12 protein-coding genes are annotated in these 13,824 nt (G+C 67.8%); all 12 read left to right on the top strand.

Annotated elements, in window-relative coordinates:
- The first annotated feature begins 16 nt into the window (after positions 1-16).
- The 12 genes from F0U60_RS48030 to F0U60_RS47975 all read left to right on the top strand — a co-directional run bounded on the left by F0U60_RS48030 (position 17) and on the right by F0U60_RS47975 (position 13,708).
- Complete coding sequence (locus tag F0U60_RS48030) at positions 17-1,384, top strand: methyl-accepting chemotaxis protein (RefSeq protein ID WP_395810785.1); 1,368 nt, start codon at positions 17-19, stop codon at positions 1,382-1,384.
- Between the two features lie 103 nt (positions 1,385-1,487).
- Entirely contained in the window at positions 1,488-1,916 is a 429-nt protein-coding gene (locus F0U60_RS48025; RefSeq protein ID WP_395810783.1) for a chemotaxis protein CheW, read from the top strand.
- Between the two features lie 72 nt (positions 1,917-1,988).
- Positions 1,989-2,357, top strand: a complete 369-nt coding sequence (locus tag F0U60_RS48020; protein ID WP_108067310.1) for a response regulator — start codon at positions 1,989-1,991, stop codon at positions 2,355-2,357.
- 35 nt (positions 2,358-2,392) lie between these two features.
- Positions 2,393-4,534, top strand: a complete 2,142-nt coding sequence (locus F0U60_RS48015; RefSeq protein WP_395810780.1) for a chemotaxis protein CheW — start codon at positions 2,393-2,395, stop codon at positions 4,532-4,534.
- Positions 4,531-5,127 carry a chemotaxis protein CheC gene (locus F0U60_RS48010; RefSeq protein WP_395810778.1) on the top strand — a complete coding sequence of 199 codons (597 nt, stop codon included), beginning with the start codon at positions 4,531-4,533 and terminating at the stop codon, positions 5,125-5,127. Before F0U60_RS48015 ends, F0U60_RS48010 begins: the two co-directional genes overlap by 4 nt.
- A 160-nt stretch (positions 5,128-5,287) precedes the next feature.
- Complete coding sequence (locus tag F0U60_RS48005; RefSeq protein ID WP_395810776.1) at positions 5,288-5,701, top strand: hypothetical protein; 414 nt, start codon at positions 5,288-5,290, stop codon at positions 5,699-5,701.
- A 331-nt stretch (positions 5,702-6,032) separates the two neighbouring features.
- Complete coding sequence (locus F0U60_RS48000; RefSeq protein ID WP_395810774.1) at positions 6,033-7,487, top strand: alpha-amylase family glycosyl hydrolase; 1,455 nt, start codon at positions 6,033-6,035, stop codon at positions 7,485-7,487.
- Positions 7,488-7,520: 33 nt separating this feature from the next.
- Complete coding sequence (locus F0U60_RS47995; RefSeq protein ID WP_395810772.1) at positions 7,521-8,618, top strand: ABC transporter ATP-binding protein; 1,098 nt, start codon at positions 7,521-7,523, stop codon at positions 8,616-8,618.
- 35 nt (positions 8,619-8,653) lie between these two features.
- Positions 8,654-9,877, top strand: a complete 1,224-nt coding sequence (locus F0U60_RS47990) for an extracellular solute-binding protein (RefSeq protein WP_395810770.1) — start codon at positions 8,654-8,656, stop codon at positions 9,875-9,877.
- Positions 9,878-9,885: 8 nt separating this feature from the next.
- Positions 9,886-11,949: a carbohydrate ABC transporter permease gene (locus tag F0U60_RS47985; protein ID WP_395810768.1), complete on the top strand. Its 2,064-nt coding sequence runs from the start codon at positions 9,886-9,888 to the stop codon at positions 11,947-11,949.
- Entirely contained in the window at positions 11,949-12,827 is an 879-nt protein-coding gene (locus F0U60_RS47980) for a sugar ABC transporter permease (protein WP_395810766.1), read from the top strand. Before F0U60_RS47985 ends, F0U60_RS47980 begins: the two co-directional genes overlap by 1 nt.
- Positions 12,828-12,865: 38 nt before the next feature.
- The gene (locus F0U60_RS47975; RefSeq protein WP_395810764.1) at positions 12,866-13,708 is read left to right on the top strand and encodes a glucodextranase DOMON-like domain-containing protein; all 843 of its coding nucleotides are present in this window, start codon (positions 12,866-12,868) and stop codon (positions 13,706-13,708) included.
- Positions 13,709-13,824: the final 116 nt, after the last annotated feature.

The following is a 13,824-nucleotide window of genomic DNA, read 5'->3' as shown; positions in this document are numbered from 1 at the left end:
TCGGAAAAGCGAAACCGTGCGCCGCCCTCTCCGCGACGATACCTCCCCTGGCCTCTCTCCCCGCCGTGATCCCGTGCAGCGGCTGCTCCGCAACGTCGAGCAGCCCGGCACCGGGGGCCACGAGGTCTCCCTGCAACTGAAGATCTTCAGTGGCTACATCGTGCTCGGGGGCGTGCTCACGGGCGCGCTCATGGCCACGGAGCCGCTGGGGCCGACCTGGTTCTGGGGTCGCATCTGCATCGGTGTGGCCATCAGCCTGGCGCTGGCCGTCACCATGCCTCGCTACCTGGCGCGGGTGACGCGCGTGCGGGTGCTGTCGCGCTCGGCCTTTGAGATCTCCCAAGGCGACCTGTCCAAGCCGCTGCTGGTCGAGCCGCCGCGGGCGCTGCGCCGCGATGAGATCGACGAGCTGGCGCTGGCCATCCGCAAGATGCAGGAGAACCTGCGCGACCTGGTGGGCAAGATTCAGGACACCGCCAAGAGCGTGGCGGACACGGCGAAGGACCTGCAGGGCTCGGCGGAGAACGTCAACGCGACCAACGAGGAGGTGGGCTTGTCCATGGACAAGATCGCCCAGGGCGCGGAGACGCAGTCGCAGCTGGTGGGCAAGACGTCCAAGGTGATTACGGAGATGGCCGGCAGTATTCAACGCACCGCGGCGAGCGCCGAGGACGCGGCCCGCACCGCCGCCGAGACGAGCAGCGCGGCCGAGAACGGCAGCAAGGCGGCGCTGCTGGCCGGCGAGAAGGTGAAGAAGGTCTTCAACCGCATTGAGGCGGCGAGCCAGCAGGTGTTCGCCTTCGGCGAGAAGACGCAGGAGATTTCGAAGATCGTCGATGCCATCACCCAGGTGGCACAGCAGACGAACCTGCTGGCGCTCAACGCCACCATCGAGGCGGCGCGCGCGGGTGAGTACGGCCGCGGCTTCGCGGTGGTGGCCGACGAGGTGCGCAAGCTGGCTGAGAGCGCGGGTCGCTCGGCCGAGCAGATCTCCCGGCTGGCGCGCGACATCTCTGGCCAGTCCACGGCGGTGGTGAGCGCCATGAAGGAGGGCATTGAGGAGCTGGCCGAGGGCCGTGAGGACCTCACCGGCATCGTGCGCTCCATGGGCGCCATCACCGACACAGTGCGTAAGGTGGCCGAGAAGGTGCACCTCATCTCCGACAGCGCCCGTGAGCAGCTCAAGGGCAGTGAGGAGATGGTGAACGCCACCGAGGAGATCTCCCTGGTGGCGCGCAACAACGCGGCCTCCACGGAGGCCATCCAGGCGGTCATCCAGGACCAGACGGACGCCATGGTGCGGATGACGTCGCTGGCCAGCGAGCTGACCAACCTCTCCATCGAGCTGCAGAGCGTGGTGCGCAGTTTCCGGCTGAACGCCTGAGCCCCTTTTCCTCCCCCCGGCCCTCGCCCAGGGGGCGGATCGTTCGGTTGTTTGCTGGCGCGGATTTCCCAGAACCCGAGCCCTGCTGGTAGAAAGCCATCTTGTGCGGCACGTCATCTTCCGGGTGGAGAAGGAGCGCTACGGCCTGCCGCTGTCGGCGGTGAAGGAAGTGGTGGTGCCACCGGAGCGCTTCACGCGGGTGCCTCGGGCGCCCGCGGCGGTGGCGGGGGTGATGAACCTCCGAGGGCGGGTGGTGACGGTGGTGGAGCTTCGTCAGTTGTTGGGCCTGCCGGATGGGCCCACGCCACCGGCCCGGGTGGTGCTGTTGGAGCGCGGGCGCAGGGACCTGGGGTTATTGGTGACGGACGTGGATGGAATCGAGGCGGTGGAGCGGGTGGGGTCGGCTCCAGGCAAGGCCGTGCCGGCGGTACGCGGGGTGGCCCGGTTGAAGGGGTTGGCCGTGACGGTCTTGGATCCAGAAGGGCTGGATTCCGCGGTGGTTGGACTCTTTACCGCGGGACAACAGAAGTGAGTAGCCGCCCGAAATCAGCGGGTGGTAGTGTCCGCGGCCCTCTTGGGGCCTTAAGCGGAGGCGGAGCTGCACATGGCTAAGCGGGTGCTGGTCGTCGACGATGCCATCTTCATGCGCAACATGATCAAGGACATCTTCGCGTCCGGCGGCTTCGAGGTCGTCGGAGAGGCGGCCAACGGATTGGAGGCCGTGGAGAAGTACAAGGAGCTCAAGCCGGATCTCACGACGATGGACATCGTCATGCCGTTCAAGAGCGGCATCGAGGCCACGCGGGAGATCATCAAGTATGACGCCAACGCGGTGGTCATCATGTGCTCGGCGCTGGGACAGGAGAGCCTGGTGATGGAGGCCATTGAGGCGGGAGCCTCGGACTTCATCGTCAAGCCGTTCCGCGCCGAGGACGTGTTGGCGGTCGTCAAGAAGGTGTTGGGCGAGGGCTGAGCGCCTCCCCCCCCTGCGCACGTCCGAGGCCGGACATGACGATGGACATGTCCCGCTACCTCGGTCTGTTCCTGACCGAGGCGAGCGAGCATCTAGAGGGTCTAGGACGGGACCTCGTGCAGCTGGAGCGCGAGGGAGCGCCCGCGGTGGTGGACTCCATGTTCCGCCACGCACACTCGGTGAAGGGCATGGCTTCGTCGATGGGGTTCGAGCCCATCGCCGTGCTGGCCCACCGGGTGGAGGATCTGGTGGACGCCATCCGCCAGGATCCCAGCCGGCTGGAGCGCAACCTGGTGGACCTGCTCCTGGCGGCCACCGACGTGATGATGTCCCAGGTGCGCGCCGTGGCGGAGAACAAGCCGCCGGATGATGCCTCGGCGCTGCTCGGCCAACTGGCGGAGCGGGTGAGTGTGCTCACGGGCCGCACCCCGGGCGCCACGCGGGTGCTGAACCGGACCGCCTCCGTGTCCGCCAGTGCGCCGCCTGCTCCGGCCGCTGCTCCAGCTCCCGCTCCCGCCCCGATTCGGGTAGCCGCGGCTGTCTCCGAGGCGCCTCCCGCGCCCGTTTCCGAGATGACCCCGGCCGCGGAGACTCCCGCTGCCAGCTCCGCGACGGCCCAGCTGGCCGCTTCGGTCGCGATGGTCATCCGGACGGCGGAGGAGGAGGCACCGAAGGCCCCGTCGCGGTGGGCCGTGCGCCTGCGCATCGCCCCTACCTGTCAGACGCCGGGAGTGCGCGCCTTCCTGGTGCACAAGCGGATGACGGGCCTGGGGACGCTGCACGACCTGCGACCGTCGCTGGAGGACCTCAAGGCGGGCCGCATCCCGGAAGGCAACATCCAGCTCGAGCTGGAGACGGCCGAGGGCGAGGAGGGCATCCGCAAGGCGCTGCGGAACATCGCGGAGGTGGAGCTCGTCTCGTTGAAGCCGGCGGTGGTTGCGCCGCCGCCCGCGCCCGCCACGGCGAACGCAGGTCCGGTCTCGGTGGATGGCTCCCGGTCTTCCCCCGTGGGCGCGGACGCCACGCGCACGGTGCGCGTGCGCACGGAGCTGCTGGACTACTTCCTGGACACCGTGGGCGAGCTGCTGCTGGCCACGGCGCGCCTGCGCGAGCTGGGCAAGGTGCTGCCGGAGAACTCGCGCCCGCCCATCGAGGAGGGAGTCTACCGGCTGCACGCGCTGGTGAAGGATCTGCACGACAAGGTGATGAGCGCGCGCATGACGCCGCTGTCGCTCATTACGGATCGGCTGCCCCGCGCGGCGCGCGACATTGCTCGGCGCAAGGAGCGCGAGGTCGACCTGGTGATCACGGGCGCGGAGATTGAGCTCGACCGGGCCATTCTCGACGAGCTGGCGGACCCGCTGATGCACCTGCTGCGCAACTGCATCGACCACGGCCTGGAGTCGCCGGAGGAGCGGGTGGCGGCGGGCAAGGGCCCGCGTGGGCGGGTGCTGGTCTCGGTGCGACGCGCGCGCGACCGGGTGGTGTTGGAGATGGAGGATGACGGCCGCGGCATGAACGCGGCGAAGCTGAAGGCGGCGGCGGTGGCTCGCGGCGCCCTCAGCGCGGAGGCGGCGGCACGGATGACGGACCGCGAGGCCTTCCTGCTCGCGTGCCTGCCGGGCGTGTCCACCGCGAAGGATGTGTCGGAGATTTCCGGCCGCGGCGTGGGCATGGACGCGGTGAAGCGGGTGGTGGAGAACGTGGGCGGGACGCTGGAAATCGAGAGCGAGCTGGGGCGCGGGACGCGCTTCACGCTGCGCCTGCCGCTGACGGTGGCGGTGGTGCACCTGCTGCTGGTGGCGGTGGGGGACGAAGTGTTCGGCCTGCCCATCGCCAAGGTGGTGGGCGCGATGGAGGCCGATGGCGAGACGTTGGACCGCAGCCGGGAGATGCCGTTGCTGCCACACGGCCAGGGGCTGCTGCCGGTATACGCGCTGGACGAGCTGGTGGGAGTCCAGGCTCCGCCGCGTAAGGGCGTGCGGCCCTTCGTGGTGATGGAAGGAGACGCGGGACGGGTCGCGCTCGCGGTCGATCGATTGGTGGGGCAGGAGGAAGCGGTGCTCAAGCCGTTGTCCCGGCCCTTGGACTTGCTACCGGGGCTCTCAGGGGTGACCATCCTGGGAAGTGGCCGCCCGGTCTTCATCCTGGACGTGCCGAGGTTATTGTCCGCGTGAGCCCTCTTCCGAGCGACATTCAGCTGGACGCCCTTCGCGAGGTGGCCAACATTGGCTGCGGGCACGCGGTGAGCGCGCTCGCAAGGCTGGTGGGAGGACGCACGGTGAACCTGTCCGTGCCGCGCGCGGTGCTGGCGACGGCTTCGGAGGTGGCCGGGCTGCTGGGCGGTGGTGACGCGCCCGTGGTGGCGGCGAAGCTGGGCATGCAGGGACAACTCCGGGGTGTGCTGATGCTGGTGCTGCCCCAGGAGGACGCCTCGGCGCTGGAATCGCTGCTGCTGCGGCGTCAGGACGCGCCGCAGGAGGAGCGGGAGAGCGCGCTGGCGGAGACGGCGAACATCGTGGCGAGCGCGTGCCTGTCGGCCATTGGCTCGCTGACGGGCTGGAGGCTGCTGCCCACCGTGCCGGTGTTGGTGCGGGGCGAGGCGGGCCCGGTGGTAGCGGACGCGGTGACGGAAGCCCAGGGAGACAAGCGCATGGTGGTGCTCGAGACGCGCTTCTCCTCGGTGGGAATCCCCTCGGTCTCCGGCCAGGTGCTGCTGCTGTTGGATCGCGACAGCTCGAAGGCATTGATCGCGCGCCTGGGCGTGTGACGGTGCCTACTCCCTCTCCCTCCGGGAGAGGGTTGGGGTGAGGGTCTAGAGCAACCGGGCGCCCGTTCCTCCCAAACCCGCTTGTTGCGACCCCGCACCTCCGGCTTCACCTTCACCCGTTGTGAGGGGTGAGGCTCTGCGCCCCGGGGGGGAGTCGGGCATGAGGAGGGTCATCTGGAGCGCGGTGGTGGGCGCGGTGGTGCTCGCGGGCTGCCGGACGGACGGCACAGTGGCGATGCGCCAGGGCTCAGGCAGCGAGGGGACCCTCGCGAAGAATCCCTACTCGCTGGAGCGAGGCTTCACCATGAAGGGCACGGTCACTGCCGAGTACTCGGACGTGCTCGTCATCGAAGACAAGAAGGGCAGGGAGCGCTACCTGCGCATCACCGAGCAGACGCGCTACTACCAGGACGGCAAGCTGATTGGCCGTGAGTTCCTCGCCCCCGGCTCCACGGTGCGCGCCTCCTTCGCCAGCCAGGAGACGGAGATGATCGCCCGGGAGATCACCATCGTGGAGGACGTGGGCAAGGCGGATCCGCTCCAGGTTCCGGACAGGACGAACACCACTCCCTGAGCCGATGCGCGATGCGCGGTGATGGCGCGTCGTGTCAAAGCCACCAACCTTCGCGAGTGGATGTGACGGGTGGTGCACGCGCGGCGCTCGTCACGTGAAAAAACGAGGGTGACCCCGCGGAGTGACGTCCGCTTCCTGACACACGAAGTGGAAGGGTTCACTTTCGATAGCGGGTGTGGAAAAGTCCGGCGCAATGGTTGATTCGTCGCCTTGTCGCCCCCCGGCCAGACGCGCGAATAGTCGTCATCCTCTCACTTCCTTGTTGTTCGTACCCCTGGCGTTGGCGGCTTGCGCCCACCCGCAGCCGCCGCCCCGGGTCGCGACCTCGGAGGTGGGTACGAGCACGTCCGCCACCGCTCCGGTCGCGGCGCCCGCTCCGGCTGTTGCTCCCGTGCGCCACTGGGCCGACGAGGTCCTCTACTTCGTCGTGCTGGATCGCTTCGCGGACGGGGACCCGGCCAACAACCTCCAAGTCGACAAGAAGGCCCCGGGCACCTTCCACGGCGGGGATTTCAAGGGCCTGCGCGAGCAGCTCGACGAGCTGTCCTCGCTGGGCGTGACGGCGCTCTGGCTGACTCCGGTGGTGAAGAACATCGACGGCTTCGTCACCGGCGCTGGCTTCCCGGACTGGGGCTACCACGGCTACTGGGCGGATGACTTCCATCAGCTCGACCCGCGCTTCGGCTCCGAGCAGGAGCTGAAGGCCCTGGTGGACGCGTGCCACCAGCGGGGCATCCGCGTGCTGCTGGACGTGGTCTACAACCACCCCGGCTACAACTCGCGCTACCAGAAGGCGCCCGAGACGAAGGGCTGGCTGCGCTCGGAGGAGCTGGGCACCTGCGGGCAGGATGACGTGACGAGCTGCGTGTCGGGCCTGCCGGACTTCAAGACGGAGCAGCCCGAGGTAGCGAAGTACCTGCTCGACGCGCAGCTTGCCTGGGGCAAGCGCTCGGGCGTGGACGGCTTCCGCCTGGACACGGTGAAGCACGTCGACCATCCCTTCTGGCAGGAGCACCGCCGCCGCACGCGGGAAGAGCTGGGCCGTGACTTCTTCCTGCTCGGCGAGGTGTGGGGTGGGGACCGCGAGTCGCTCGACCCGTGGTTCGTCAACGACGAGATGGATGCCGGCTTCGACTTCGGCTTCCAGGGCAGCGCGCTCGCGTGGGCGCAGGGGCGCGGGCGCACCGTGGCCTTCGATGCCTACCTCCGCTCGCGGCACAAGGTGCGCAAGGGCTACCACCTGTCGCACTTCCTGTCCTCGCACGACGTGCCCGGCGCGCTCTTCCAGCTTCAGGGCGACAAGACGCGCTTCCGGCTCGCGGCGGCGCTGCAGCTCACCACCTCCGGCATCCCCGTCATCTACTACGGCGAGGAGGTGGGGCGTCCCGGGGGCGACTGGCCGGCCAACCGCGGCGACATGCCCTGGGGCGAGCGCGCAGTGCAGCCCGGCGCGGGCCTGCCTCGCGACGAGTCCCTGCGCCAGTTCTACCAGAAGCTCATCGCCATTCGCCGCGCACACCCGGCGCTGTCACGTGGTAGTCACAAGGGCCTCGCCACGGAAGGTGACGCCTACGCCTTCCTCCGGCACGAGCCAGAGTCGGGCGATGCGGTGGTGGTGGCGGTGAACCGCAGTGACAAGAAGGCGTCCGTTTCGTTCCCCTGGCCCGAGGCCTGGAGCGGTGCGGACGCGGAAGATCTGCTCGACGGTGGCCGCCTGACGGCGGGTGCCACGATGGACGTCACCGTCGAGCCGTTGTCCGTTCGCATTCTGGGACGGGCGCGTTGAGTTGAACGAAAACACTCGCGAGTGGAGAACTGAATGGCCGGGGTTGTGTTCAAGGATGTGGCCAAGAGGTACGGCGATGTGTCGGTCATCGAGGGGCTGAACCTCGATATCCGGGATCACGAGTTCATGGTGCTGGTGGGTCCGTCGGGCTGCGGCAAGTCCACCGCGCTGCGGATGATCGCTGGCCTGGAGGAGATCTCCGGAGGCTCGCTCGCCATCGGAGATCGCGTGGTGAACGAGCTCCCGCCGAAGGAGCGGGACGTCGCCATGGTCTTCCAGAACTATGCGCTCTACCCGCATATGACCATCCGGGAGAACCTCGAGTTCGGTCTGAAGATCCGCAAGACGCCCAAGCCGGAGATGGACCGGCTGGTGAACGAGGCCGCGGAAATTCTCGGCATCACGCACCTGCTGGAGCGCAAACCCAAGCAGCTCTCCGGCGGTCAGCGACAGCGCGTGGCGCTCGGGCGCGCCATCGTGCGCAAGCCGGCGGTGTTCCTCTTCGACGAGCCGCTGTCCAACCTCGACGCCAAGCTGCGCGTGCAGATGCGCTCGGAGATCAAGAAACTCCAGCAGCGCCTGGGCGTGACCTCGGTCTACGTGACGCACGACCAGATCGAGGCCATGACGATGGGCCACCGCATCGCGGTGATGAAGGAGGGCAAGCTCCAGCAGCTCGGCACTCCGCTCGAGGTGTACGAGCGCCCGGCCAACGTCTTCGTGGCCCAGTTCATCGGCTCGCCGCCCATGAGCTTCATCTCCGCCACGCTCTCGGCCAATGGAGAGGTGCTCGAGGGCGACGGCTTCAAGCTGCCGGTGCCGCAGAGCCTGCGCCCGATGACCGCAGGCAAGGGCGGCCGGAAGCTGAAGGTCGGCATCCGTCCCGACAACATCATCTCGCCCTCGGCCACCGCCCGCGGTGAGACGGCCCCGGTGGAGGTGAACGTGGACCTCGTCGAGCCCCTGGGCAACGAGGTCATCGTCCACTCCCGCCTCGCCGAGCATTCGATCGTCTTCCGTCTCCCGCCGCAGCACACGCCGGATGCGGGCGCGAAGGAGAAGGTCGTCGTCGAGCTGGATGCGCTGCACCTCTTCGACGCCGAAACCGAGCAGCGCCTGTCCGCTTCCTAGTCCGAGTTCGAGTCCCTACCCCCGGAGCTCCCGATATGAAGAGCCTGCGATTGATGATCGCGGCCGTGTGCCTGTGCGCGCTCGGCCTGCTGTCCACGCCTGCCGCCGCCGAGACGAAGGAGATCGTCCTGTGGCACGCCTACCGCGCTGAGGAGAAGACGGCGCTGGAGAAGGTGATCGCCCAGTTCAACGCCGCCAATGCCGCCAAGGGCATTAAGGTGACGACGCTGGCGGTGCCCTACGACGCCTACGCGGACAAGATCTCCGCCACCGTGCCGCGCGGCAAGGGGCCGGACCTCTTCATCTTCGCCCAGGATCGCCTGGGCGGGTGGATTGAGGCGGGCAACACGGTGGAGCCCATCGACTTCTACCTGGATGACGCGCTCCGCAAGCGCTTCATCCCCACCACGATGGAGGCGATGACCTACCGCGGCACCGTCTACGGCCTGCCGCTGAACTACAAGGTCATCACGCTCATCTACAACAAGAAGCTCGTCCCCACGCCGCCCAAGACGAGCGGCGAACTGGTGACGATCGCCAAGAAGCTGACCGACAAGAAGGCGGGCCGCTTCGGTCTGGCGTACTCCTACGGTGACTTCTACTACCACGCGGCCCTGATGAACGGCTTCGGCGGTGGCGTGTTCGGCCCGGGCACCACGCCCACGATCAACAGCCCGCAGAACGTGAAGTCGGTGGAGCAGATGATGAAGTGGGCGGAGAGCATCATGCCCGCCGAGCCTTCCACCGCGCTCATCACCTCGCTCTTCAACGAGGGCAAGGCCGGCATGGTGTTCTCCGGCCCCTGGTTCCTGGGTGAGATCGCCAAGGGCGTGGACTACGGCCTGGCCCCGCTGCCCACGCTGGACGAGGCCGGTGGCAAGCCCATGCGTCCGTGGATGACGGTGGAGGGTGTCTACGTCTCCGCCCCGTCGAAGAACAAGGACGCCGCCTTCGAGGTGGCCCGGTTCCTCACCAGCGACGAGGCCTCCAAGATTCTCGCGCTGGAGGGCCGCCAGAGCCCCGCGAACCAGGCCGTGTACTCCGATGCCAAGATCTCTGCTGACGCGCAGCTCAAGGCGTTCCGCGAGCAGGTCGAGACGGCGGTGCCGATGCCCAACGTGCCGGAGATGACGATGGTCTGGTCGCCGGCCACCTCGGCGATGAACGCCATCCTCAAGAAGGCCTCTACCCCCAAGGCCGCCCTCGACGTGGCCCAGAAGGCCGTGGCCAAGGACGTGGCCGGTCTGCGCAAGAAGTGAGGAATTGAGTGAGCAACACAGCCCCACAGCGTGCTGGCGACAAACGGGGTAGCGCCAGCCACCCGCTCCCTGAGCGGGGTACCACCGAATCCCTTCACAACGCGGGCTCGTCCTCGGGCGGCTCGCGGGGTCCTGGTGAGCTCCGCCCGGTGCGGGTGCTCGTGGGGCTGTTCCTCGCGCTTGGCGTGTCCCTCGTGCTCGCTCAGGGCCTCTTGGCCCGGACGTTGGAAACCATCTCCACCGAGCGCGCAGATCGCCAGGCTCTCGTGTCCCTGCGTGCGCTGGAGGACCTGGTCCAGCGCGCGGGGGGCTCGGGTGACTCCGTGCGCGCCGTGGTGTCCACCTGGAAGGAGCAGCTTCCTCCGGGCAGCGCGGTGCGCGTGATTGCCTTCTCGGGCATCCAGCTCGAGGCCTCCACCTTCCCCGAGGATCAGGGGGATCGCGCGGCACCACGCCGGCTGTCGCGCGAGGAGAAGCCCATCTATGACCGCGGCCAGCGGTTGCGCGCCGCGGTGGAGACGAACCGCGAGGAGGGCTCCGCGCGCAAGCTGGAGGTGGAGACCGAGGCGCTGCCCAACGGTGGACGCCTGCTGAGCGCACCGGTGGAGGTGGACGGCTCGGTGGTGGGGCTGGTGGAGCTGGCCATCGGTCCGCTGGCGGCTCCGCTGAAGCCGGGCCTGGGGCCGCTGCTGCTGTGGTTGCTGGTGCCTCTGGCGGTGTGCGCCGGGGCGTGCTTCGTGCTGCGCCGTCAGCTCCTGCTCGTCGCCGTGTCGGTGTTGGCGCTTGGGGTGGGCTTGGGCGGCTACGCGTCCTACTCGCTGGGCCTGCTGAGCGCCGAGGTGCGTGGCACGCAGGAACTCGTGGCCGGACAGCTGCGCACCATGTCGCAGCGGGCCCAGGCGGTGATGGCCGAGCGTCAGCTCGCCGTCGAGCCGGCGCTCCAACCCGGCAACTGGGACGCGGACCACTTCCGTCGTCCGCTCGGACTCGTCACCCCCGAGGGAGCGGTGAACGAGGCGGCGGTGTCCGCGCGCGTGGAGGAGCTGCGCTCGGGCGCGAACCGTGCCTTCGGTGGGCTCGGAGTGGTGGCGGTTGCCCTGCTGCTCTTCATCGGCATGGGCGGCCTGGCCCGCACGATAGAGACGGTGGTGGAGAACCGCACCGCCTACCTCTACATCGCCCCCGCCATGGTGGGCATGGTGGTGCTCGTCTTCTTCCCGTTCTTCTACGGCATCACCCTGTCCTTCACCGACTCCAACCTCTACAACACGGGGCAGTCGCTGTCGGACATCTGGGTCGGCTTGCGCAACTACGCGGAGATTCTCGGCGACTTCAACATCGCCCGCCGCGCGCAGGACGGCTCCATCGTCTTCAACTACCTCAACTTCTATTACACGCTCTTCTTCACGGTGGTGTGGACGGTCACCAACGTGACCATCGGCGTCACGGTGGGCCTGATTCTGGCCCTCATCCTCAACGTGCAGGGGCTGGCGCTGCGCCCGGTGTACCGCGTGCTGCTCATCCTCCCCTGGGCCATGCCCAACTACATCACCGCGCTCATCTGGAAGGGCATGTTCCACCAGCAGTTCGGCGTGGTGAACCACGTCATCCGGATGTTCGGTGGCCAGGGGCTCGCCTGGTACGACACGCCCGTCACCTCGTTCCTCACGGTGCTGGCCACCAACGGCTGGTTGAGCTTCCCCTTCATGATGGTGGTGTCGCTGGGCGCGCTCACGTCCATCCCCGTGGAGCTCTACGAGGCGGCGCGCGTGGATGGTGCCTCTCGCTGGCAGCAGTTCATCTCCATCACCCTGCCGTCGCTCAAGCCCGCGCTCGTGCCGGCCATCATCCTGTCGGTGGTCTGGACCTTCAATCAGTTCAACGTCATCTTCCTGGTGACTGAGGGCGAGCCGAGCAACTCGACGGAGATCCTCATCACCCAGGCCTACAAATACGCCTTCCAGCGCTACCGCTACGGGTACGCGGCGGCGTACTCGACGGTCATCTTCGGCATCCTGCTGCTCTACAGCGTGGTGCAGAACCGCGTATCCCGCGCCACGGAGGCTGCCTGATGTTTTCGCGTCGAGATGGGGTGCCCCACTGGCCCCTGCACGTGCTGCTGGTGGGCTTCACCCTCTTCACCCTCTACCCCATCCTCTGGGTCATCACGATTGCCCTGTCGGGCAAGCAGAGCCTGGCCATCACCACGCTGCCCGAGTCCCCCACGATGATGGACCGGGTCCGCGCCGTCACGCCGTGGCCGGAGACGCTGTCGTTCTCCAACTTCACCTCGGTGATGACGGATCAGCCCTTCGCGCAGTGGATGCTCAACAGCGCCATCATCGCGCTGGGCACCACCGTGGTGGGCGTGTTCCTGGCGTGCACCGCGGCCTATGCCTTCAGCCGCTTCAAGTTCACCGGCCAGCGCACGGGCATGATGGCCTTCCTCGTGTCCCAGATGTTCCCGGGCACGCTGATGCTCATCCCGCTCTACATCATCCTGGTGCAGTGGCTGGGGCTGGGCAGCTCGCGCCTGGGCCTGATGATCGTCTACGCCACCACGTCCATTCCCTTCAGCGTGTGGATGCTCAAGGGCTACTTCGACACCATTCCGAAGGACCTGGAGGAGGCCGCGCTCATCGAGGGCGCCTCGGTGGGGAAGATCTTCTGGACCATCATCCTGCCGCTGGCCAAGCCGGCGGTGGCGGTGACGGCGCTCTTCTCCTTCATGACGGCGTGGAACGAGTTCATCCTCGCGGCCACCTTCATGGACCAGGAGAACATGTACACCGCGCCGGTGGGGCTGCGCTTCTTCGTGGGCGGCTTCTCCCAGCAGTGGGGCTACTTCGCGGCCGGCTCCATCATCGTGTCCGTCCCGGTGGTCGTCCTCTTCCTCTTCCTCCAGAAGTATCTCGTGTCCGGTCTGACCGCTGGCAGCGTCAAGGGTTAGTCCGCGCAGTCGCCTTACCCCTCAAGGAGAAGTCGCACATGAAGACCTCGCGTTTCGCTGTGCTGTCGCTGGCCGCCGCGCTCCTGGGCGCTCCCGCGCTGGCCGCCAACAAGGTGTCCTTCAAGGACCCGTCCGGTGACGACAACGGCCCCGGCGCCTACAAGTACCCGACGGACCCCGTGTACAAGCGCGGCTCGTTCGACCTGACGGAGTTCACCTTCGACAAGAAGGGCGCCAAGGCCGACGTCTCCCTGGGCTTCAACACCACCCTGGAGGATCCCTGGAAGACGGGCTCCGGGTTCTCCGTGCAGATGGCCTTCATCTTCATCGACACGGATGGCAAGCCGGGCAGCGGCTCCACGGACTCCCTGCCGGGCCTCAACGTGAAGTTCGCCCCCGAGTTTGGCTGGGAGAAGGTCATCGTCATCTCCCCGCAGGGCTCCGCGCGCGTGAAGGCCGAGGTGGGTAACAAGGCCAGCGCTTCCAAGGACAACGTCATCGTCCCCACCCGCACCAAGGGCTCGGGCCGGAAGATCACCGCCAGCATCGACACCGCCGGCCTGGAGGGTGAGCCCTCCGATTGGCGCTTCCAGGTGCTCGTGCAGTCCAACGAGGGCTTCCCCGCGGGCAATGATCTGCTGACCCGCAAGGTGAACGAGTACGAGGGCCAGCACCGTTTCGGCGGCGGCAACGACGGGGAGTGTGATCCGCACGTGATGGATCTGCTCGCCGGCGCGGGCAAGGGCGAGGCCTCCGAGGCCAAGGCCCAGCAGGAGATGCTGAGCTACGAGTGCGCCGAGGACGGCACCGCGAAGAAGCCCGCGACCCTCACCATGGTGGGCGCCGCGACGAAGCCGGTGGCCGCCGAGGAGCAGAAGTAGTCTTTTGAGGTAGTCTTTCCCAACACGAGCATTTCTGCCGGATGGTCGCGCGGGGGGTGTTGAGCCCTCCGCGCCGGCAGCCGGGAAGCCCCCTTCCCGGTTCGGCTGCAAAAGAG

It is taken from the genome of Archangium minus, assembly GCF_044360475.1.
Taxonomy (GTDB): Bacteria; Myxococcota; Myxococcia; order Myxococcales; family Myxococcaceae; genus Archangium; species Archangium minus.
The sequence above is the reverse complement of the archived record's forward strand: the minus strand, read 5'-3'. Positions and strand labels throughout refer to the sequence as shown.

Excerpts from the sequence above, each read along its gene's own strand:
- F0U60_RS48015 (WP_395810780.1), top strand. The coding sequence starts at position 2,393 with ATGACGATGGACATGTCCCGCTACCTCGGTCTGTTCCTGACCGAGGCG.
- F0U60_RS47975 (WP_395810764.1), top strand. The coding sequence starts at position 12,866 with ATGAAGACCTCGCGTTTCGCTGTGCTGTCGCTGGCCGCCGCGCTCCTG.
- F0U60_RS47995 (WP_395810772.1), top strand. The coding sequence starts at position 7,521 with ATGGCCGGGGTTGTGTTCAAGGATGTGGCCAAGAGGTACGGCGATGTG.
- F0U60_RS47990 (WP_395810770.1), top strand. The coding sequence starts at position 8,654 with ATGAAGAGCCTGCGATTGATGATCGCGGCCGTGTGCCTGTGCGCGCTC.
- F0U60_RS48020 (WP_108067310.1), top strand. The coding sequence starts at position 1,989 with ATGGCTAAGCGGGTGCTGGTCGTCGACGATGCCATCTTCATGCGCAAC.
- F0U60_RS48005 (WP_395810776.1), top strand. The coding sequence starts at position 5,288 with ATGAGGAGGGTCATCTGGAGCGCGGTGGTGGGCGCGGTGGTGCTCGCG.
- F0U60_RS47980 (WP_395810766.1), top strand. The coding sequence starts at position 11,949 with ATGTTTTCGCGTCGAGATGGGGTGCCCCACTGGCCCCTGCACGTGCTG.